General features: G+C 65.5%; 24 protein-coding genes. 7 read left to right on the forward strand and 17 right to left on the reverse strand.

Translation table 11 applies throughout. The annotated features are described in order from the left end of the window. Positions 1–196 precede the first annotated feature (196 nt). The 8 genes from SAS01S_RS04900 to SAS01S_RS04935 form a co-directional block, all read right to left on the reverse strand. A complete protein-coding gene (locus SAS01S_RS04900; protein ID WP_066805730.1) occupies positions 197–751 on the reverse strand; it encodes a F0F1 ATP synthase subunit B family protein in 555 nt (184 codons plus the stop codon). Beyond that, positions 744–1,238: a F0F1 ATP synthase subunit B family protein gene (locus tag SAS01S_RS04905; protein ID WP_066805733.1), complete on the reverse strand. Its 495-nt coding sequence runs from the start codon at positions 1,236–1,238 to the stop codon at positions 744–746. The genes SAS01S_RS04900 and SAS01S_RS04905 overlap by 8 nt, the downstream gene beginning before the upstream one ends. A gap of 21 nt (positions 1,239–1,259) precedes the next feature. Continuing rightward, on the reverse strand, positions 1,260–1,472 hold the full coding sequence (locus SAS01S_RS04910) for a F0F1 ATP synthase subunit C (RefSeq protein WP_066586696.1): 213 nt from the start codon (positions 1,470–1,472) through the stop codon (positions 1,260–1,262). Positions 1,473–1,530: 58 nt separating this feature from the next. Next, a complete protein-coding gene (locus SAS01S_RS04915; protein WP_084238526.1) occupies positions 1,531–2,316 on the reverse strand; it encodes a F0F1 ATP synthase subunit A in 786 nt (261 codons plus the stop codon). Continuing rightward, positions 2,313–2,597 (reverse strand): AtpZ/AtpI family protein, encoded by a 285-nt coding sequence (locus tag SAS01S_RS04920; RefSeq protein WP_066805739.1) that lies wholly within the window; start codon positions 2,595–2,597, stop codon positions 2,313–2,315. The genes SAS01S_RS04915 and SAS01S_RS04920 overlap by 4 nt, the downstream gene beginning before the upstream one ends. Positions 2,598–2,741: 144 nt before the next feature. After that, positions 2,742–3,113 carry a YdbL family probable chaperone protein gene (locus SAS01S_RS04925; RefSeq protein WP_245656748.1) on the reverse strand — a complete coding sequence of 124 codons (372 nt, stop codon included), beginning with the start codon at positions 3,111–3,113 and terminating at the stop codon, positions 2,742–2,744. A 14-nt stretch (positions 3,114–3,127) separates the two neighbouring features. Beyond that, complete coding sequence (locus SAS01S_RS04930; protein ID WP_066805824.1) at positions 3,128–3,310, reverse strand: YnbE family lipoprotein; 183 nt, start codon at positions 3,308–3,310, stop codon at positions 3,128–3,130. A 47-nt stretch (positions 3,311–3,357) separates the two neighbouring features. Next, complete coding sequence (locus SAS01S_RS04935; RefSeq protein ID WP_245656749.1) at positions 3,358–6,516, reverse strand: intermembrane phospholipid transport protein YdbH family protein; 3,159 nt, start codon at positions 6,514–6,516, stop codon at positions 3,358–3,360. A gap of 74 nt (positions 6,517–6,590) precedes the next feature. On the opposite strand from SAS01S_RS04935, the gene radC reads away from it, so the two are divergent. The 5 genes from radC (at position 6,591) to SAS01S_RS04960 (ending at position 10,955) form a co-directional block, all read left to right on the forward strand. Then, a complete protein-coding gene (gene radC, locus SAS01S_RS04940; RefSeq protein WP_066805745.1) occupies positions 6,591–7,274 on the forward strand; it encodes a RadC family protein in 684 nt (227 codons plus the stop codon). A gap of 112 nt (positions 7,275–7,386) precedes the next feature. Continuing rightward, positions 7,387–7,728, forward strand: a complete 342-nt coding sequence (locus tag SAS01S_RS04945; RefSeq protein WP_084238532.1) for an EF-hand domain-containing protein — start codon at positions 7,387–7,389, stop codon at positions 7,726–7,728. A 90-nt stretch (positions 7,729–7,818) separates the two neighbouring features. Next, positions 7,819–8,673, forward strand: coding sequence for a signal peptidase I (gene lepB / locus SAS01S_RS04950; protein WP_066805751.1), 855 nt, complete (start codon positions 7,819–7,821; stop codon positions 8,671–8,673). Positions 8,674–8,833: 160 nt separating this feature from the next. Continuing rightward, entirely contained in the window at positions 8,834–10,504 is a 1,671-nt protein-coding gene (locus tag SAS01S_RS04955) for an ankyrin repeat domain-containing protein (RefSeq protein WP_066805768.1), read from the forward strand. Continuing rightward, positions 10,494–10,955 (forward strand): DUF5990 family protein, encoded by a 462-nt coding sequence (locus SAS01S_RS04960; protein WP_066805770.1) that lies wholly within the window; start codon positions 10,494–10,496, stop codon positions 10,953–10,955. Before SAS01S_RS04955 ends, SAS01S_RS04960 begins: the two co-directional genes overlap by 11 nt. Here the strand turns inward: SAS01S_RS04960 and SAS01S_RS22395 are convergent. From SAS01S_RS22395 to SAS01S_RS04995, 8 genes are all read right to left on the reverse strand, one after another. Continuing rightward, positions 10,930–11,118: a hypothetical protein gene (locus SAS01S_RS22395; RefSeq protein WP_157082670.1), complete on the reverse strand. Its 189-nt coding sequence runs from the start codon at positions 11,116–11,118 to the stop codon at positions 10,930–10,932. The genes SAS01S_RS04960 and SAS01S_RS22395 overlap by 26 nt on opposite strands. A gap of 373 nt (positions 11,119–11,491) precedes the next feature. Beyond that, positions 11,492–11,728 carry a hypothetical protein gene (locus tag SAS01S_RS04965; protein WP_066805771.1) on the reverse strand — a complete coding sequence of 79 codons (237 nt, stop codon included), beginning with the start codon at positions 11,726–11,728 and terminating at the stop codon, positions 11,492–11,494. Continuing rightward, the gene (locus tag SAS01S_RS04970; protein ID WP_066805774.1) at positions 11,725–12,489 is read right to left on the reverse strand and encodes a DUF899 domain-containing protein; all 765 of its coding nucleotides are present in this window, start codon (positions 12,487–12,489) and stop codon (positions 11,725–11,727) included. The genes SAS01S_RS04965 and SAS01S_RS04970 overlap by 4 nt, the downstream gene beginning before the upstream one ends. A 30-nt stretch (positions 12,490–12,519) precedes the next feature. Then, positions 12,520–13,002: an SRPBCC family protein gene (locus tag SAS01S_RS04975; protein ID WP_066805776.1), complete on the reverse strand. Its 483-nt coding sequence runs from the start codon at positions 13,000–13,002 to the stop codon at positions 12,520–12,522. Continuing rightward, positions 12,999–13,298: an ArsR/SmtB family transcription factor gene (locus SAS01S_RS04980; RefSeq protein ID WP_218016248.1), complete on the reverse strand. Its 300-nt coding sequence runs from the start codon at positions 13,296–13,298 to the stop codon at positions 12,999–13,001. Before SAS01S_RS04980 ends, SAS01S_RS04975 begins: the two co-directional genes overlap by 4 nt. A 115-nt stretch (positions 13,299–13,413) precedes the next feature. After that, positions 13,414–14,904, reverse strand: coding sequence for a S41 family peptidase (locus tag SAS01S_RS04985; RefSeq protein WP_066805780.1), 1,491 nt, complete (start codon positions 14,902–14,904; stop codon positions 13,414–13,416). Between the two features lie 84 nt (positions 14,905–14,988). Continuing rightward, positions 14,989–15,756, reverse strand: a complete 768-nt coding sequence (locus SAS01S_RS04990; RefSeq protein WP_066805782.1) for a helix-turn-helix domain-containing protein — start codon at positions 15,754–15,756, stop codon at positions 14,989–14,991. Positions 15,757–15,823: 67 nt separating this feature from the next. Continuing rightward, on the reverse strand, positions 15,824–16,876 hold the full coding sequence (locus SAS01S_RS04995; RefSeq protein ID WP_218016249.1) for a saccharopine dehydrogenase NADP-binding domain-containing protein: 1,053 nt from the start codon (positions 16,874–16,876) through the stop codon (positions 15,824–15,826). Between the two features lie 86 nt (positions 16,877–16,962). Between SAS01S_RS04995 and SAS01S_RS05000 the strand changes: the two genes are divergently transcribed. After that, complete coding sequence (locus SAS01S_RS05000) at positions 16,963–17,589, forward strand: TetR/AcrR family transcriptional regulator (RefSeq protein WP_066805785.1); 627 nt, start codon at positions 16,963–16,965, stop codon at positions 17,587–17,589. A 73-nt stretch (positions 17,590–17,662) separates the two neighbouring features. On the opposite strand, the gene SAS01S_RS05005 is transcribed toward SAS01S_RS05000, so the two are convergent. Next, positions 17,663–18,259 (reverse strand): EF-hand domain-containing protein, encoded by a 597-nt coding sequence (locus SAS01S_RS05005; RefSeq protein ID WP_084238527.1) that lies wholly within the window; start codon positions 18,257–18,259, stop codon positions 17,663–17,665. A gap of 330 nt (positions 18,260–18,589) precedes the next feature. Here SAS01S_RS05005 and purB point away from each other — a divergent pair, with 330 nt between their 5' ends. Beyond that, the gene (gene purB, locus SAS01S_RS05010; RefSeq protein WP_066805788.1) at positions 18,590–19,906 is read left to right on the forward strand and encodes an adenylosuccinate lyase; all 1,317 of its coding nucleotides are present in this window, start codon (positions 18,590–18,592) and stop codon (positions 19,904–19,906) included. Positions 19,907–20,305: the final 399 nt, after the last annotated feature.

Below are 20,305 nucleotides of genomic sequence, written 5' to 3' on the forward strand. Positions count from 1 at the left end.
TAAGGCAGTTAGCGGCAATGGTCGGGGGACCGCGCCTCTCTTCCTCCGTCATCCTGGCCTCGTGCCGGGATCTACTGCGCAGCAAGCGCAGGACAAGAGGCTCGAGCTTCCAGATCGCGGCCCGGTGGATCCCGGCACAAGGCCGGGATGACGTTGGAGTGATGGACGGTGTGACCCGCCTACGCGACGGGAAAGCTCAGTTGAGCCGCGACAGGCCGGCGATGGTCTTGTCGACCAGCTTGGCGTCGGCGGCAGCGCCATGGGTATCGGCGATGATCGACGCGGCGGCGCGGGTCGCGACATCGGCAGCCTTGGCGCGGACCTCGGCAACCGCGGCGCGCTCGGCGGCACCGATCTTGTCCTCGGCCATCTTGCCGCGCCGCGCGACCAATTCGGTCGCGTCGGTTTGCGCCTTGGCGACCAGAGCGGCAGCTTCCTGTTCGGCATGCGCGACGATCGCCGCGGCATCGGATGCCGACGAGGCATCCCGCTTCTTGGCCTCGGCAAGCAGCGCCTCGGCCTCGGCACGCAACGCGGCGGCTTCGTCGAGTTGCTGGCGGATCGTCGCGATCTTGCCGTCGAGGATACGGCCGATCAATGCCGGCACCTTCTGCCAGAGCATGATGCCGATCACGCACAGCATCGCCAGCGCCACCCAAGCCGGCGGGGTCAAGCCCAGCGCAGAGGCCTCGTGATGCAGTTCGGTGGTGCCGGTTTCCTTGGCCAGCGTGGTCGCCTGGAGATTAGCCATTGGCCAGTTCCGCCTTCACTCGTGCCGCCACCGTCGCGCGGTCGGGCGAGACGCCCGACAGCTTGGCGACCATCGCCTCGACCGCGTCCACCGTCGCATCCTCGATCCCGGCGAGCGCGGTCGCCTTGGCCGTGGTGATGCGCGCGGTGGCGTCGGCCAGCGCTTTTTCCTGGTCGGCATTGCCCGCCTTGAGCGCTTGTTCGGTCGACGCCGTGGCTTGCGCCTTGGCATCGCCGACCAGCTTCAGGGCCTGGCTGCGCGCGCTGTCGAGGCTGGCGGTATAGCCTTCCTCGGCGGCGCGCGCGGTGTCACGCGCTTCCTGAGCCGCGGCGATGTCGGCCGAGATGCGAGCGTTACGATCGTCGATCGTCCGCTCGATCTTCGGCACCATCGCCCGGCCGATCCCGAAATAGACCGCCGCGAACACGATCGCGAGCCAGAACAGCTGCGACGCGTAGATGGAGGCTGCTTGGGATATCTGAGGCATCGGAAGCGCTCGTTTTGCTGCTTACTTGACGACGAACAGGATCAGGATCGCGACGACGAACGCGATCAGACCCAGAAGCTCGGCGGCGGCGAAGCCGATGAACAGGCGGCCCTGCTGGCCGTCGGCGGCCGACGGATTGCGCAGCGCGCCCTCGAGGAACGAGCCGAACACGTTGCCCACGCCAAGCGCAGCCGCGCCGACGCCGATCGCCGCGAGGCCGGCACCGATGTACATCAAACCATGATCAGTCATTTTAAACTCCCAGAATAATCTACAGCATTGAAAACAGGACTTAGTGCAGGTGCACCGCGTCGTGGAGATACAGCGAGGTGAGCAGCGCGAACACGTACGCCTGGATCGCGCAGACCAGCAGTTCGAGCGCCGAAACGCCCAGGATCATCAGGAAGCTGCCGACCCAAACGACGAAGCCGATCGGGCTGCCGCTGAGGCCGGCATTGAGCCCCTGAACCGCGAAACTGCCGAACACTTCGAGCAGGATGTGCCCCGCGGTCATCGCGACGAACAGTCGCAGGCCCAGCGAGAAGGGACGCACCAGGAACGAGATCAGCTCGACCGGGACAATCACCGGCAGCAGCACCAAAGGCGCGCCGTGCGGCACGAACAGCGAGAAGAACTTCAGGCCATGCTTCCAGAAGCCGACCAGCAGCACGATCCCGAACGAGAAGAACGCCAGCACCGCGGTCACCGTGATATGGCTGGTGACGGCGAAGGTGTGGAGGTGCGGGATGATCGCCAGCGGCAGCACGCCGACCAGATTGGCGAACAGGATGAAGAAGAATAGCGAGAAGATGTACGGCGCAAACTTCTTGCCGCCCTTGCCAATGTTCACGTTGACCATCGAATCGATGAACGACACCGCGCCTTCCGCCGCGACTTGCCAGCGGCCGGGAATGAGCTGACGCTTGAGCCCGCCCGCCATGAACACGGCGAGCAGCACGAACACGACGACCATGAACAGCGCCGAGTTGGTGAACGAGACGTCGTAGCCGAAAAGCTTGAGATCGATCAGGTGACCGACCTCGAACTGTTCCATCGGGTTGATGTCGCCGGCCATTATTCGGCTCGCTCCTTAGAAATGCGGTAGATGTTACGGAACGCGACGATGATCGCGAGCGTGAGCAGGATTAGCAGGAACCACGGGCTGGTATTGAGCCAGTAATCGAGCGCCCAGCCGATGATACCGCCGCCGAGCGGGGCGCCGATCAGCTCCATCAGCACGCGCGAGCCCTGACCATAGCCTTTGCTTTGAACCGGCGCACCGCCCGTACGCGCCTCTTCAGCGGCGCGCGCTGCGGCGATCCGGCTGTCGAGGTCAGTATTCTGGCGATCGTCGGCCAAGGTGCTGAATAATCCTGATAAAGAAACGCCGCCACGCTCTGGCAAGCGGGCGACGATCGGGGCAGCGGAAAGCCGCAGCCCCCGTTTGCTGAGCGCGCGTTTAGGAAAGCGGCCGGACCGAGTCAACCGTCCGAAGGGATAAGCTCAGACGCAGCGCGGATCCCGCTTCGGCGCGGCGGCGGTGCGCGTCTGCCAATTACCGGCGGGATCGCGGTATTTCTCGCCCGGCGCGGTCTTGAGGATCAGGTTGCAGCCGGTGGTGAAGGCCATTTCCTCGACCGTCGAGCCGCTCGCCGCGCTCTTCTGGGTATAGACCGCCTTGCGCTGGATGTTGATCTTGTTGACCAACGCCGAGAGCTCCTTGGTCGCGGCGCCGACCACGCCGATATAGCCATCGGGCAGTTCGCCGATCTGGCCCGCCGCGCGCGCCGCGGCATAAGCGGGGTCGCGGTCCTGCGCCGTCGCCGGCAAGGCGATCGCGATCAGGGTGCCCAGCAGCAGGGCAGAAGCAGTCATGGTCCGTGTCATCGTCAGAATATCCCCGGATTCTCGTCGATCAGCGCCTTGGCCTGGCCGTCCAACTTGTACACCACTTGCTGGGTGATGTTGATGTTCAGATTGATCTCGATCGGCTTGTCGGGCGCCGTCACGTTGACGCAGCCGCCGAGCAAACCAGTGGCGCAGCTCGCGCCGATCAATATCATCCGTCGCATCTTGCTGGTGGTCAGGCTCAATCGCTCCATCGTCAATCCTAATCGTATCATGGCTTGGTCTCGCTTGCGGGAGGCTGAACGGGTCGCGCACCCGGCTGGGCCTTGTTCTGCTCGCGGATCAGCGCGGGCAGGTTGCGTTTTATCAGCAGTGTGGGGTCGTAGAAGCTCTGCGCCGAATCGAGCAGCGAGCGGAATGGCGCGCGGATCTTGACGTTGAACACGAACGGCAGCCGCTGCAACCGGCGGATCAGGAAGTTGGACTTGGTCCCTTCCCCCTGGCTGACCCCGGCGAAATGCGCTTCGGTGATGACTTCGCCCGCCAGTGGACCGTTGAGCGTCAGATCGAGGTTGCGATAGCGCAGCGACTTGAGCGCCTGGAATGCCAGATTGCCCCAGGTGCCGACATCCTCCTTGGTGACCTGACCGACATAGGCCAGCGTGCCGCCGCCGGGGCGGACATGCAATTCGCCCTTCTCGATCCGACCACCGCTGGCATCGAAGATCATCGGCAAGGTGCCGTCGAACACGCCGGTCGCGTTGAGATTCTTGAAGTTGAATTGCTGGAGGAATTGCGCGGCATCGACCGCCGTCAGCCGGAACGTCAAATGCCGCCCGCCGGGATCGGCGAAATCGAGTAGAGTCGGGGCAAGATCGAGCCGCCCGCCGGCGAACGGCCAGCGCGCGTCGGTGACCTGGATCTGTTGCGGGCCGAGCAACTGGTAATGGACCACGCCGTCCGAAACCGCGATGCCGGTATCGACCGTCTTGATCGTCGCGACCTGATCGGGCGCCGACACCATGCCCAGCAAATCGGTGAATCGAATCTCGCCCGACAGGCCGGTCACCGGGCCGAACGCGGCGGCAAGATTGGCATTCTGCGTGCGGAACACGCCATTGCTGGTCACAGCCTCCCGCGTCCAGGCGATATGGCCGTGGCCGGACACCGTCCCGGCAACATCGGCGATCACGCCTTCGGTCACCGGGGTCAGCACGTCGGGCTGGAAGGCCTTGGTGAAGGTCAGCCCGGTGACGTCGAGATCGGCCGAGCCCGAACCGCTCGACAGATCGTGTGCGATCGCGACATCGGCGACTTTCACCGCTCCGTTCGTCGTGGTCAGCTTGCCGGTCGCGGCGATGCGATTGTCGGCGAGCGTCAGCGCCACGTCGCGACCGGCAAGCTGATGGAAGCGCGGATCGTGCGCGGCATCCGCCACCGTCAGTCCGCCGCCGACCAGCAGCCGACCCTTATCCATCCGCCAGGTTCCCGTCGCTTGCGACAGGATCAGCGGCACCGCGCCGATCTGGCCGCCGGCATCGTCGAACTTGCCGCCGATCGACTGGCCGAAACTGCCGTCGAGCGCCGCGATATCGAGCCGGGTCAGCCGCTCGGGCGCGCCGAGCCGCACCGCTAGGCGATCGAGCATGAAATGGCGATCGCCGAGCCGCAAGGTCGCCTGGGCTGCGGCGAGCGACAGCGGATTGCCGCCGAGCGCGCCGTTGATCCGAAGGTCGCGCGCCATCGCGCCGCCGCCGATCCGCCCGCCCGCGATCCGGACCATCGCACCGTCGACCGGGCAGAGCTGAGTCCGGAACCCGCGCGCATCCAATCCGGAGAGACGAAGCCGCGCGATGGCAACAGGCGCGCAGGCAGGATTGACCGCCAGGTTGCCGCGACCATCCCATTGCGCGAGCAGCGGCATGCGCAGCCCTTCCATTGCGCCGCCGGGAAGCGGGCCGGACAGTGTCGCATCGCTCTCGATCCGCGTCCGCCCGTCGAGCCCGGCGCTGAACCTGACCGGCGCGAGCGCGAGCCGCGCGCCGCCGGCTTCGTAAGGCTCCATCGTCGCGGTGCCGGTAATGGGGGCGCCGGCGCGTTGCTGGTCGAGATGCGCGCTGAGATCGGGCAATCCGCCACCGCCGGCGACCACATCGCCGCGCAGGATGACGCCTCCGTTCGGCCAGACGATCTGCGCGCCGTTCCGGCTGGTCAGCGTGACGCTCGCGCCGCTATCGGCGACCGCGAGCAGCCGCGACAGCTTGACCGCGCCTCGCCCGCCATCGCTTGCCGCCGACAGATCGGCGGACAGGGCGAACTCGCGCGACGCATCGTCGATCGCCCGGGCAAGCCGGGCCGCCAGTGGCGCGAGCGGCGTGCCCGCACCGGACGATCCCCATGACCGGAAGGTGACGCGCATCGCCTCGGGCAAAGCGGCGCGTCCAAGCTGCGCCTTGCCGGTGAACGCGCCCTTCGCATCGGCATAACGATAGGCGCCATCGATCACCGCCGCCTGGCCGGCAATGCCGCCGCCGCTCAACCGGTCGGCGGTAAGCCGCACGCTGCCCTGGATCCCGCGCGCGGTGCCGGCAAAGCCGAGCGATCCGGCGATCGCTTCGGCGTTCAGCGACGGCGCGGTCGCGTGATCCGCAGCGAGATTGGCGTGGCCATTCCAGCGATCGAACGTCTGGGCGACCGCCGCGTCGATATCGGCACGAAGGCGGATGGCGCCGCTGCCGTTGCAGCTTGCCTGGCCCGCGCGCACAGGGCCGCGGAAATGGATCGCATCCGAGCGGATGTCGATCCTGAGCGCGGCGACCGCCTTGTCGGCGGAGCACGCGCCGCTCGCGATCCGCGCGCTGATCGCCGCCACTTGCCCCTGGAACCCGCCATCGAGCCGACCGCTGCCCGACGCCTTCAGCCCGACCACCCCTTGCGGCGCTTCAAGCCGCATGCGGCCATCTTGAAGGTCCAGCCCGATCGCCGGCAGGCGGAATGCGCCCCCTGCCCCCTTGGGAATCAGCCGGTCGAGCGCGCCCAACGACAGCGCCCCATCGACGATCCGCGCCCGGGTCCGGACATGCCCGGCACGGACACCTGTCACATGCGCGCCGCCGAAATCGACCGAGGTCTGCACTTCCACCCAATCGGCGACGAGATCTGGATGCGCGGGATCGCCGATGACGATATCGGTCAGCCGCTGATGCCCCAGCGCGAGGTCCTCGATCGTATAGCGTGCCGGCACCTTCGCCCGCGACAAGGTATCGTCGATGAAATGCTCGGCGACCGGCTTGCGCACCAGCCACAGCCCGGCGAGCACGACCAGCAACACCGCGAGCGCGACGCCCAGCCGGAACCGGATGCGGCCGGCGCGCGACGGGCGGGCAATATCTGGCTCGCTCTCGTTCATCGGCGCCTTATTTATACTCATTACTGGCGACGCTACACGCCGCGACGGCTTCAGGGCAATTGCGCAGCCCCTTATCGCCGATTAACCCGTAACGGATGGGGGACGTTCCGGAACCGGATCATCTTGGTCACCGCGCGCGGTTGCGGCAGCGGCTGCTCGCCGACGCCGACGGGCTGCTCGACCATGAATTGATCGAATATCTGCTCGCGCTCGCCATCCCGCGGCGCGACACCAAGCCGCTGGCCTATGCCTTGCTGCGCGAGTTCGGCGGGATCGCCGGCTTGCTGACCGCAGCGCCCGAGGAACTGGCGCGGGTCAAGGGCATGGGCGAGACGTCGGTCGCCGCGCTCAAGATCGCCCAGGCGACCGCATTGCGCCTGCTGAGGGCCGAGGTGGCGGAAAAACCATTGCTATCCAACTGGCAAGCCGTGCTCGATTATCTCCGCGCCGACATGGCGCATCACGGCAATGAGCGCGTGCGCGTGCTCCACCTCAACACGCGCAACATGCTGATCCGCGACGAGCTGATGAACGAAGGCTCGATCGACGAAGCGCCGGTCTATGTCCGCGAAGTCATCCGCCGCGCGATCGATTTGAAGTCCGCGTCGATCATCCTGGTGCACAACCATCCCTCGGGCGATCCGTCGCCGAGCCGTGCCGATATCGACCTGACGCGCGCGGTGGTGGAAGCGGGGAAGAAGATGGGGATCGCGGTGCACGATCATATTATCGTGGGAACCAAGGGATTCGTGAGTTTACGGGGTCAGGGGTTGATTTAGTCCGCCCGGAATGCGGGCCGCTCATTCTGGCCCATAGTCGCATGAGGGCGCTCGATGTGCTAAACTGAGAGGCCCGTAGGACCGCAAGGGCAATACGAAACGGAGCATGCAGGTGACGGATAGTCGGACGCCGAAAAAGAGCGAGACGATCGAAATCCGGTTGTCATACGAAGCCAAATCCACCTTCGTCCGTCGCTGCCGCGACGATGGCGTTTCGGCGAGCGAGGCGATCAGAACCCTGATCGACGCCAGGATAGCGGACCGCGACGGCCGGCCGGCCGGGCGGCGGGCGCGCCGGCACACCATCGCCGCGATAATCGCCGGCATGGTGCTCGGCGCGGGTGTCGCCGTCCCCGCTTTGGCGCATGGAAACCAGACCAGCCACGCCGCCTTCGATCAACTCGATAGCAATCATGACGGTATGTTGAGTTACGACGAATTCAGCGGCCGTTGAGGCGCCAGCCCGACTGTCCGGACCAAATTTAGGGCGTGTCCGGACACGGCATCGCTGGCGTTGAGCACCGTCCTGCGGCTTCCTCGGGGCATGACAGACGCCGACACCAATCCGCCGCGCCGCTTCCGCTGGTACAAGGAGATCCGTGACCTGACGGGCCTCATCCTTCTCATCGTGGCCTTTCAGAGCCTCGTTGCCAAGCTCTTCTATATTCCATCGGAATCCATGATGCCGACGCTGCTGGTCGGAGATCGGCTTGTGGTCAGCAAATGGCCATATGGCTGGTCCTACACATCGCCGATCCTGCACCTACTCCCATTCATGCCGGGGCGGCTTTTCGGCCGGCTGCCCGATCGTGGCGACATCGTCATCGTGACGCCCCCGGACGCCGGCCGGCGCGGAGAAGACTTGATCAAGAGGGTGATCGGACTGCCCGGCGACGTCGTCCGGATGACCGGTGGCCGCCTTTGGCTCAACGGGCGGCCGCTCCCCGTACAGGATGGAGGCGATCGTCTGATGCCGATCGACGGGAACTTTCACTGCGACGCGCACGATCCGGATCCCGAGCGATCGTTCCCCGGCTTCGCGGCCGCGAGGATCACCGGCGCCGATGGCCGGGCCTATTGCCGGCTCCACATCGTCCGGGAAACGCTCCCCAACGGCCGCTCCTATGACACGATCGATTTCGGGCCTAGCGCAGAGGACGATTTCCCGGCCTATAAAGTACCGGCGGCGCACGTCTTTCTGATGGGCGACAACCGCGACATGAGCGCGGACAGCCGAGTCCCTACCGGATTGAACGGCCTGGGCGGCGCCGTTCCGATCGAGAATATTGGGGGAAGAGCGGAATTCGTCACTTACTCGCTCGACGGGAGTGCGACGTGGAACCCCGTCACCTGGCTCTCGATGTTCCGTGGCGGCCGGAGCGGCATCTCGCTCCGTTGACAGGCTCAACACCATCCCCGATACTCCCGCCCAGAGCGCATCTGGAGCGCCACCTGTCCGCGGCAAGGGAGCTTCTCCCATCCAGCTGAAAACGATACTTACGAACCCTTCTTCCGGCCTTTCGTAAGCGGACGTCTGGCATTTGGAAGGAAGGTTTCCGATGCGCCGTACGCTCACGCCCAAAACCAATCTCGACACCCTGCGCAAGGACGCCAAGCGCTGGCTGAAAGCCATTCGCGCGGGCGATGATGCCGCGATCGCGCGGCTCCGCGAGTCCGGGGTGAAACTCTCCGGTGATCCCGCGTTGCGCGACGTGCACCAGGCGCTGGCGCTCGACTATGGCTGCGAAAGCTGGATCGCGCTCAAGGCCGCGATCGCCGATCTCGCGCTCGATCGCCAGAGCTATGCCGAGCGGCTCGACCAGGTCTTGCGGCATGGTTGGGATGGCGATCCAGCCGTCGCGCGGCGGATCGTCGATCGCCACCCCGTCGTTGCTCGCGACAACATATTCACCGCTGCGACGTGCGGCGATGTCGAGGAGGTCGAGCGGCGATTGGCGCGCGATCCCGGTGCCGCGGTCGCGGAGGGCGGTCCGAAGAATTGGACCGCGCTCGCTTATGTCGCTTATGGCCGGCTCGACCCCACTAACGGCGTGGCGATAGCGCGGCTGTTGCTGGCGGCGGGCGCGGACCCCAACTTCTCGTTCAACGACGGTTGGGACAATGCCTTCACCCTGGTGACCGGCGCGATCGGTCTGGGCGAAGGCGCCAAGCCGAGCCATCCGCAGGCGGCCGAGCTGGTCGACTTGCTGGTCGCCGCCGGCGCGTCGCCGTTCGACACCCAGGCGCTCTACAACATCTCGATCGTCGGCCACGACGTCTATTGGTACGATCTGCTGTGGCGGCATTGCGAGGCGCAGGGCATTACCGAACGCTGGCGCGATGCGGTCAGCTATCGCATCGGTGGGAACCGGCCGCTCAACCCGCTCGACTATCTGCTCGGCAACGCGGTCGGCCAGAACCATCTGGCGCGCGCCGAATGGCTGCTCGTGCGCGGCGCCAATCCCGATACGCCGCATGCTTATACCGGACAACCGGTCCATGCGCTGGCGCAGCTTTCCGGATTCGTCGACATGGCCGCTCTGCTCGAGCGTCATGGCGCGATGCCGGTGGCGTTGAGCGGCGCGCAGGCGTTCCGGGCCGCCTGCCTGCGCGGTGACGAAGCGAGCGCGCGGACGCTGCTCGCCGGCGACCCGCGTCTGGTGACCAGCCCCGCTTTGCTGCTGGCCGCCGCCGAATTCGGCAACGCGCCGGCCATAACCTTGTTATTGTCGCTGGGTGCCGAAGTCAGCGGATGCGACCATGAAGGTATCACCCCGCTGCACCGCGCGGTGCAGTCGGGTTCGCTGGAGGCGGCCAATTTGCTGATCGCCGCGGGTGCCGAGATCGACCGCCGGGAGCGCAAGTGGAACGGGACGCCGCTCAGCTGGGCAGTGGTGCTCGGGCGGCCGCGGATGGTGGATCTGCTCGCACCGTTGAGCCGCGATATGTGGCCGCTGGTCCATCTCGGACTGACGCAGCGGCTCGATGCCGTGCTCAGCGTCGAGCCCGAACTGGCCAATCGAGCGCGGGTGAACGACGATACGCCCACGCCGCTGTTCAATTTGCCCGACGACGAGGACCAAGCGGTCGACGTCGCGCGCATCCTGCTGCGCCATGGCGCCGATCCGCGGATGCGCAACAAGAGCGGCCAGACCGCGATCGACGCGGCGCGGCGGCGCGATCTCGACGAAGCGGCAGAAGTGATGGAGGGCTGGCGCCATGACGGCTGAAAAATCGGAACTCCCGCTGCGCATCGTGGTCGACCAGCCGATCCCGGGCGTCGCGCTCGCGTTGCAACGCGGCAGCGGTGCGAAATTCGACCTGGTCGGCCCGGTCCAGGCGTCCGTCGACGCGCTCGTGTTCGATCTCGACATTAACGTGGACGGCAGCACTGCCGCGGGCGGACCGCGGTTGCTCGGGCCGTTCGTCCAAGGACCGCCGACCGCGCGGTTCGTCTATATCAATGTCGGTGCGAGCGCCGGACAGATCGGATCGCCATGGCAGCGCCGGGTCAAAGTCCCGCTCGGCGCGATTGGCTGGCAAGCGATCGAGGCGCTGGCGCCGGGCGAGCGCCTGACCGCGCATATCGCCAGCAGGGGCCGCGACGGCACTCCCGCCTGCGCGACCGTGCCAATCCTGCCGCCGGGCTGGATGCCTAGGCGATCGTCTGCGCCCGGATGACTTTGAAATTATCCTTGCGGATGGTCAGGCGCAGCACCGGGCCTGGCCTTGGCGGAGGCTCGACCTCGACCACCCAGGTATCCGCGGCATCCTGGATCGAATAATGTTCGCGAGGCTCGGGCGACAGGCAGTCGCCGGCCATCCCGACCTTACGCGCGAACAACTGAGCTGACGCCAGCGCCTTTCGGGTCTCGGGACCCAGCGGCGCTGAGGGCTGAGGCTGCGGCCGAGAACACGCCGTCGCAACAAGCAGGACAAGGGGGAGGAGCCGAGTCACTCAGATATGAGATCACATTACATTTTGTTGCACAAGCTGGTTTGCGCTATCTGATCGCTAAAGCCCTCTCCCGCTGCGGGAGAGGGTTGGGTGAGGGTCTTCTTTCTTCTTCCAACCGAGGTGCGAAACAAGAAGAAAGAAGACCCTCACCCTCCCCCCCGCCTGACGGCGGCGGGCCCCTCCCTCTCCCGCTAGCGGGAGAGGGAAAAAGGCGAAGGGATTTGTAACGAAATCCCCGTGGCCGCGCGTGGCGCAAGATCTAGCCCGGCCCTGACTGCCCCGCGATCACCTTCAACCACGGCGCCGCGTGGAACACGCTCATCAGCAGGTACATCGGCACCATCCCGCCCAACGGGAAACCTGCCGTCCCCGAACATAACACCATCGGACCACCGCCGAGGCTCGTAAGCACCGCCATCGCCGCGAAGGTCGGCGATGCCGCCAGGCCCAGCCATTTGGCGAGCCCGGCGCCGCCGGCCGTGCCTGCGGCGATCATGCTTGGTCCTCCTTGCGGAACGCCGCTTCTCCTGCATCCGATATCTCGACCCATTTGGGATCGGGCGCTTCTTGCTCGGCCTCGTAATTGTCGTGCCAGTTCCACCACTTATAGGGCGGCGTCTGCGGATAGCCCTCGGGCGAATCCTCCCACATTTCCTGCCGACCCAGCGGCGTGATGTCGAGAAAGTTCCAGGTCGTGCCCATCGCCTCATCGCCGCGATTATTGATGAAATAGGTGCGATAGATCTGCCCGTCCTCCCGGATGAAAACGTTATGGCCATGCCATTCGTCCACCCCGAAATCGGCGTCGAAACTGTCGGTGATCGTGTACCAGGGCATGTCCCAGCCCATCCGCGCCTTCAGCCGCGCGATATCGGATTGCGGCGCGCGCGAGGCATAGGCCAGCGTGGTGTCGCGGGCATTGAGATGGGCGAGATGCGCAACCTGATCGGCACCGAATGAGCAGCCGCGGCAGCCATGATCCGGCCAGCCAAACACGCCGGGCTCGAAAAAGGCGCGATAGACGATGAGCTGGCGCCGGCCCTCGAACAGATCGAGCAGGCTCACTGCGCCATCGGGTCCTTCGAACCGATAATCCTTGTCGACCAGCATCCACGGCATCCGCCGGCGCTCGGCGGCGAGCGCGTCGCGGGCGCGGGAGAAGGCCTTCTCCTTGACCAGCGTGCGCTCCCACGCCGCGGTCCAATCGGAAGCCGGGACCGTCGGCGGGCGGTTCTCGAGCTTGCTGTCCTGTTGCATGACATTCCTCCTGATCAGAAAGGTTTGCGCTCACCGCGCCTTGGTCGACGCCTCTTCTTCGGTCACCGCGCCGATCCGGCCGATCACCTGGCTCCAGCCGCCGCTCATGTTGCGATAGGCGGTCTCGTTCCTCGGCAGGACGAAGCCCGAATGAACGACCCGCAAGCGGGTGCCGCCATCGACCTCTTCCAGCGTGAAAGTGACGATCGTGTCGAGCCGCGATCCATAGCCGACATTGGCCTCATCGCCGCCCTTCCACGAATAGGATAGGCGCTCGCCTGGCACGACCTCGAGCACTTCGCACTGGATCGTCCCGTCCCATGCGCCGGCCGGTGAGGTCTTGTAGGTGAAACGATTGCCGACCACCGCCTCATATCCGGTCGGCGTCATGTTGAGCCAACGCCCCATCAGGTCGCTGGTGGCCAGCGTCTTCCACACCGTGGCGGGCGCATGGGGAAACACTTCGTCGATCACGATTTCTCGCGCATCGGCGGACAAAGCAATGTCGGTCACGAATCGATCTCCTTGAGCAAATCACGCAGATTGGCGAAGCGGTCGCGCCAGAAGGCGTCGTAGTGACTCAGCCAGTCGAGCAACGGCGCGAGCCCATCCGGCGTCGCGCGATAGAAGACATTCCGCCCCTGCGGGCGTTCGGCGACGAGGCCGGCCAGCTTGAGCGATTTGAGATGTTGCGAAATCGCACCCTGGGTGACGCCGCTGGCGCGGGTCAGCTCGGCGACATTGACCTCTCCGCCGCGCGCGAGTTGCTCGAACACGGCCCGGCGGGTCGGATCGGCAAGAGCGCGCATGACGGCGTCGACGGGTAGAGCGGGAAGCATGCGAATCGATTAGTTCATGCTAATCAATTAGTCAATACTAATGTTTCTGGAGGTGGGAGACGGTCGCCGCGATGGTCGCGCTGCCTTACTGAACGATTGTGCCCTTACCGCTTCGCGCGATATCCTCGGCAATGGCCACCACGGCGCGATCGGCGCGCGCGCGATCGCTCTCCTCGTCGGTGGGGAGAATGGGAATGTCGGGCGTGATGCCGGCTTCCTCGTTCGATCCATCGGCGCGGAGGCGCATGCAATTGGGCATGCGGAAGCGCAGATGCGAATGGGTCAGCACGAGCGGCGGCGCATCGGTCATGAACCCACATCCGTCCTGCCCAGTGCGAACGCCGACGATCTTGGCGATGCGATTGTCCTGCATCACCGCCGCGAACATTTCCGCCGCCGAATAGGATCGCTGATCGGTGACGACATAAGTCGGTCCGGTCCAGGCCGCATAATATTCCTCGATCATCGACGCCGACGACAGAGTGCCGGCGAGGTCCTCGTCACCGAACGCGCCTTTGGTCAGCCCGGCGCTATATCCCCCGGCATAGCCGGCGGCGAGAAGGCGATTGCATCCGGTCGGCGACCAGGGACGCTGCTCGCGCCACGACCAGGAAAGGTCGCAGCGTTGCTGTCCGATCGCCTGTTTCTGCCGGGTGAAGAAGGCCAGGGCTTCCGACAGCGCCTTCTTTCCCTCCGCCGACGATTTGCCGGCCAGTGCCTTGCCGAGGCCGTCGATCTGCTCGTCGAAATAGCCCGCCGACACCAGCGCATCGACCATCAGCAGCCGCGACGACCGCACCGGGCGATCGGTGAACAGCCGCGCCGCCCAGTCGCCGCTATCGTCTCCGCCGCTGTTATTGCCGATGTCGATCACCAAAGCAGTAACACCCGCCTGGCGCAGCGCCCGGATCGCCCCGAACAGATCAGCGAACCATTGGTTGGCCGCAGCATCAGTGACCGCATCGGCGGTGACCGGCTTGCCCTTGCGCCACAATGCCGCCCAGCTGCGGAGGCACGCGTCGGGAAAGGCGCGGGCACGGAAGGCCTGGATGCGGATCACGCCGATCTGTGCACCGACCCTCGACAGCGTTCCGGTCCGGAACGTCGAGCCGAGTCCGTCCGACACCAATCGGAACCCCGGCAATTGCTCGAACGGCAGCGTGAAGGCGACCGACCCGGTCGAGGCGAAGCCGAGCGCGGCGCATCCACCGGCCGCATCGTCGGACGTCAGTTTGGCATCGGCCGGCTCGGCGGCCGGTCCTGTCGCCGCGGCGCGATACGGCAGTTCGGAAAAATGCCCGTCATGGAAACCCGCGACGAAAGCACGGATCGCGTCGATGGCCTGGGCATCGCTCGTCGCGCGCGCCAGCGCTTCGTTGGTCGCGCGATCGAGCGCCGGCAGATCGACGCCCCCGGCGCCCGACGCTTTCCAGGCGAGATTGGCGTAACCCCGTTCGAGCGCCTGTTTGAGCTGAGCATAATCCTGTTGCCATGCGGCGCGATCGAACGGCGCGGCCGATGCCGGAACAGCCAAAGCGGCGAGCGACGCGGCGGCGATCATCAGGGAGAAGCGCATGTGTCAGGTCATCCGTCGTGGAAGTCCAGGCGGTGCTACGATGCGGATATCCGCCTGTCTTGGACGCAAGCCGCGATTGGGACGTTACGCGCGGCGGCGATAGTCCGACGGCGTGCAGCCCAGCACGTGGCGGAACGACCGCGCGAGATGCGACTGATCGCAAAAGCCGCACGCAGCCGCAACGTCCGCCAGCGGCATCGCGGTGTCCCGGAGCAGGCGCACCGCCCGTTCCACCCGCAGGCGTCGCTGATAGTCTCCCGGCGTACAGCCGAGCTCGCGGCGGAAGGCGCGGGTCAGCGTTGCGGGATGGCAGCCGGCTTCGCGACACAAAGCCGCGATCGCGATCGGCTGGTCGTCCATCGCCGCGATCGCCCGACACGCGCGGCGCACCAGCGAGGATGCCGGGACCGACGCTCCGGTGACACCGCGCCCGAGCAAGGCTGCGATCTGCCATGCCGCCCCCTCCATCGCGGCGCCCGAGAAGGCGTCGTCGAGCGACCGTTCGGCCAGGATCTGGCGCGCCAGTTTCCCGATCGGCGCCGCGCGAACCGACGGCGCCGAGGAGAACATCGTCGTCGTCCTGAGATAATCGAGCAATGCCGGGCCGGGCGTGACAATGATCTTGCGCGCACCCCGTGCGCCGAAACGCTGCGCGTGCGGCAGGTCCTGCGGGCAGATCAACGCGCAGCCTTCACGCTGCAGCGCCGTGCGGCCGGCAATCCGCTCCTCATAGCCGCCGCCGAGCACGAGCGTCAGGCTGGGCGCGTCATGGAGGTGCGGGGCAATGCTGCTGTTTGGGGCGTAGGTCCGGTAATCGAAACGCGACGCGACCGAAGGGGACGGCACTGCCATCCGCTTTATCTATGCCGTATCGGAACGGGCCGCCAGTAGCAGATATTCGGCGGTCCTCCCGATTTCGTCAGCTTGGCGAAACGGCGAGCGGTCGGGTGTCCGACGACTTGGCCATGCTCGGCTTGTCCTCGAAGTCGACGACGATCAGCGGCGCCAGGCGCGCCAGAAAGGAGCGCGGCTCGAATATCTCGCCCGGCGTCCGCACGCCGGGCGCGGCCGCTCCCGTCACCAGATCGATGCAGGCTTCAACGACGAGCGGCGCGGTGACCGCGTAGATGTCGCGGCCGCTTGCATGTGCGCGCCATTCTTTCCCGTCACTAGTCAGGCGCACGTCGAGCACGAATTGCTGGGCTGAGCGGCCGTGCGCGTCGCTCGCCTGCGGCGGCGTGCGGGCGTCATGCAAGTCGGCAAGCGGCTTCAGGTTCATGAAGCTGGTGACGGCGGCGGCGTCGACATGGCGCGACAGCAGGATGATCTCGCTCAGCGCCACGCAGGTGACTGGCTGCACGCCGAACGGCGCAGGAAAGGTCCATGGCCCGGAGGGCGCCGGTTCCGGAATGGGAACCAGCTCGCCATCCCTGATGATCAGGCGCTTGAACGTGTTGCGCTCCCCGGTCAGGCGCGTGCCACGGGTCGGGTGCCAGCTATCCAGGCCGACCGCGATGTCGATCGTTTCGACGCGATCCGGGCCAGGCACGAGTGCCGAGACCAACAGGTCGGCCAACCCGCCATAAAAGGCCATGGCAGGCAATATGGTGACGCCGGCTGCCCGCGCCGGAGCGTCGAACCGTTCGAACAGGTCGAGCACGGTCCGCTGCTCGGCGGCGACATCGAGATAAGGCATTCGCGCGCGCAACGCCGCTTCCGCGGCCGGTCCCGCGGTATCGAAGAACGGCCCCGCGCAATTGATTACCGCATCCGCACCCGCCAGCGCGCGATCGAGACTTTCGCCCTGGGAAAAGTCGATGATGTGGCACGCCTCTTCGCCACCTCCTAGCGCCACGAACCGTCCGGAGCGCGTCGCCGGAATGGCCGCCGCCCCTTTTTGGCGGAGGGCGTCGACGACGAACCGGCCGGTATGGCCACTAGCCCCCAGCACCGCGACCTTGATTGCTGCCACCATCATTCTCCGCTACCGATCAGTATCGTTTGACGAAATGACACCGATCGGTATCGGTGTCAAACGCCCACGCCGAAGGAACGAAAATGACCGCTAGCTCGCCCGACAGACCGGACCCGCGCTCGCGACGCGCTCGACTCCGCGCACTCGAGACCGCGTCCGATTTGTTTTACGCAAACGGGGTCCGCGCGGTCGGCATGGAACAGATCGTCGAGGAATCGGGGGTCGCCAAGACCACCATCTATCGCCACTTTCCGACCAAGGACGCGCTGATCGAGGCTTTTCTGAAGAAGGAAGATGCCGAGTTCTGGTCGCAATGGGACGCCGTGATCGGCACAGCGACAACCAGCATGGGCCAGATCGAGGCGCTATGCGACTGGATCGGAAAGCGCGTTCGCCGCAACGGCTATCGCGGGTGCCCGCAATTGAACGTCGCCGCGGAATTTGCCGACCGCGCCCATCCTGCCAGGCTGGTCGCGCGCCAGCACAAGGCGGAGATGCACCGTCGCCTCGAAGCGATTTGCGCGCACGGCGGCGTTGTCCACCCCGAGACGACCGCCATGCAGATCGCGCTGCTGTTCGATGGCGCCTTCATGAGCGACGGGCGACTAAACGCCTATGACGCGCCCGCGTTACTCGAACACGCTGCCGTTTTGCTCATCGGTGGCGGACGGGAAAGGCCCGATAAAGGGGCATCTGCGGAGCTGGCTTAGCGCACACGAAAAAGGGCCGCCGCGCCAAGGGGAAAACGCGGCGGCCCTCTGCGTGGGCGTCGTCGGAGTTAGATCACGACGCCTTTTGACCCGAACCCTGCGAGAGGAAATTGGTCAATTCGTCCTTCGACACCGACTTGGACTTGTCCGTATCGGCTTGCGTGAAGGCCTGAGCGACCCACGCCTTGTTGGCGGCATCGTCCTTCAACGACGGATCGGCCTTGGTACGTAGCGCGGTCATCCATGCGCCGAACTCCGTCTTGCTCAGTGAGCCGTTCTTATTCTTGTCATAGGTGCCGAACTCACCGCCAACGACGTCAGCGACTTGCGCTCCCGGATTGGCCGGCGCGGCGGCTGCTGTCGCCGGATCGGTGGGAGCCGCATTGGCTGCCTGAGCGTTAGGTGCAGGCGCGGTCGGCGCGGGCGCAGTTTGCGGCTGGGCATCAGCGGTGGTCGGCGCCGGAGGCGTGGTCGGAGCAGCGGAGGTCGGTGCCGACGTGGTCTGCGGTGCCGGAGCGCTGGCTGTCGGTGCCGCCGGCGCTGGCGCGGTCTGCGGTTGCGCAGGTGCAGCGTTAGTATCCGTCTGCGGGGTTGCAGTCTGTGGCTGGTTCTGTGCCAGAGCAGGCGCAGTAATCAAAATAGCACTAGCCAATAATACATGCTTCAGCATGGTAAATCTCCTTGCGATTTAGACCCTGTTATAGGGAGCGATATTCAACGCCCCATTCGAACTGCATAATATACAACATTCGACTTTCGATATGGCTCCTAAATTGCCGATGTGAAGGGCCGATTTGTCTCAAGATTGGCGCAGGTCGTCGCGGACCTGTTCGCTGGTTGCGACGAGCTGACTCACGATTTTAGGGAACCGTCACTCCGAGACCACAGTGCGCACCGCAACACCTTTTCCCCTGGCCATGCCGCAAAGGCGATTGAGGGTCGCGACCGCGCTTGCTATCGGCGCGGACATTCCCGGCATCCCGTTTTCGAAAGGTCCTTCATGGTCCCGCGCTATTCCCGTCCCGACATGACCGCGATCTGGGCCCCGGAGGAACGGTTCAAGATCTGGTTCGAGATCGAGGCGCATGCGACCGACGCGCTGGCCGAGCTCGGCGTGGTGCCCAAGGAAGCCGCCGCCGCTTTATGGGCATGGTGGGCGACCCATCCCAAGATCGACGTCGCGGCGATCGACGCGATCGAGGCGGTGACCAAGCACGACGTCATCGCCTTCCTGACCTGGGTGGCGGAGAATGTCGGCGATGAGGCGCGGTTCATGCACCAGGGCATGACCTCGTCCGACGTGCTCGACACGTGCCTGGCGGTGCAGCTGGCGCGCGCGTCGGATATCCTGCTGGCCGATATCGACGCGCTGCTGGTGGTGCTCAAGCGCCGCGCCGAGGAGCATAAGCTTACCCCGACGATCGGGCGCAGCCATGGCATCCATGCCGAACCAGTCACCTTCGGGCTCAAGCTGGCCGAGGCCTATGCCGAATTCGCGCGCAACCGCGAACGGCTGGTCGCGGCGCGCAAGGATATCGCGACCTGCGCGATTTCGGGGGCCGTCGGCACCTTCGCCAATATCGACCCGCGGGTGGAAGCGCATGTCGCGGACAAGCTCGGTCTGGCGGTCGAGCCGGTATCGACCCAGGTCATCCCGCGCGACCGCCATGCGATGTTCTTCGCGACCCTGGGCGTGATCGCCTCGTCGATCGAACGGCTGGCAGTCGAGATCCGCCATCTCCAGCGCACCGAGGTGCTCGAGGCTGAGGAATATTTCTCGCCCGGGCAAAAGGGCTCGTCGGCGATGCCGCACAAGCGCAATCCGGTGCTGACCGAGAATTTGACCGGCCTCGCGCGAATGGTGCGCAGCGCAGCGATTCCGGCGATGGAGAATGTCGCTCTATGGCACGAGCGCGACATCAGCCATTCCTCGGTCGAGCGCTATATCGCCCCCGACGCCACGATCACGCTCGACTTCGCGCTGGCGCGGCTGACCGGGGTGATCGACAAATTGCTGATCTACCCGGCACGGATGGAAAAGAATCTCAACAAGATGGGCGGACTGGTCCATTCGCAGCGCGTGCTGCTGGCCTTGACCCAGGCGGGGGTCAGCCGCGAGGATTCGTACCGGCTGGTCCAGCGCAACGCGATGAAGGTGTGGGAATCGGACGGCGAGCTGTCGCTGCTCGAACTGCTCAAGGCCGATCCCGAAGTGACCGCTGCGCTGTCGCCGGCCGACATCGAGGAGAAGTTCGACCTCGATTACCACCTCAAGCATGTCGACACGATCTTTGCGCGAGTGTTCGCGAACGCCTGAGCGTGAGACGACTGTGCCTTTTGAGGCACAGTCGGATGCAACATGGCAACACAAGTGCAAATGCTGCAACTGCGAAGGATTGAAACAATATTGCGCGTCAGCGCAACTATTTCCATATGCCTCCCCAGCCGGACTGATCCGGCTCTAAGGAGAAGCAACCATGCGTATCATGGAAATGCTGGCCACCGCTGTGGTGACTGTCGGCAGCCTGGCGCTGGTGGCGGGGGTCCTTTCCCTCTAAACCATCGGCCCCGCCGCACCCCGTGAAAGCCGGGGGCGGTCAGGCCGGGTTTGGTGGCACGACCCAACACGACATCCCTACCGAAAATTTAGCGAACTCTGTTGCGACTCCGGTACGTCGTACCGGGTATTCTGGCGGCAGGGTGATCGCAGCGACGA

The organism is Sphingomonas asaccharolytica NBRC 15499 (assembly GCF_001598355.1).
In the GTDB taxonomy this organism is placed as follows: domain Bacteria; phylum Pseudomonadota; class Alphaproteobacteria; order Sphingomonadales; family Sphingomonadaceae; genus Sphingomonas; species Sphingomonas asaccharolytica.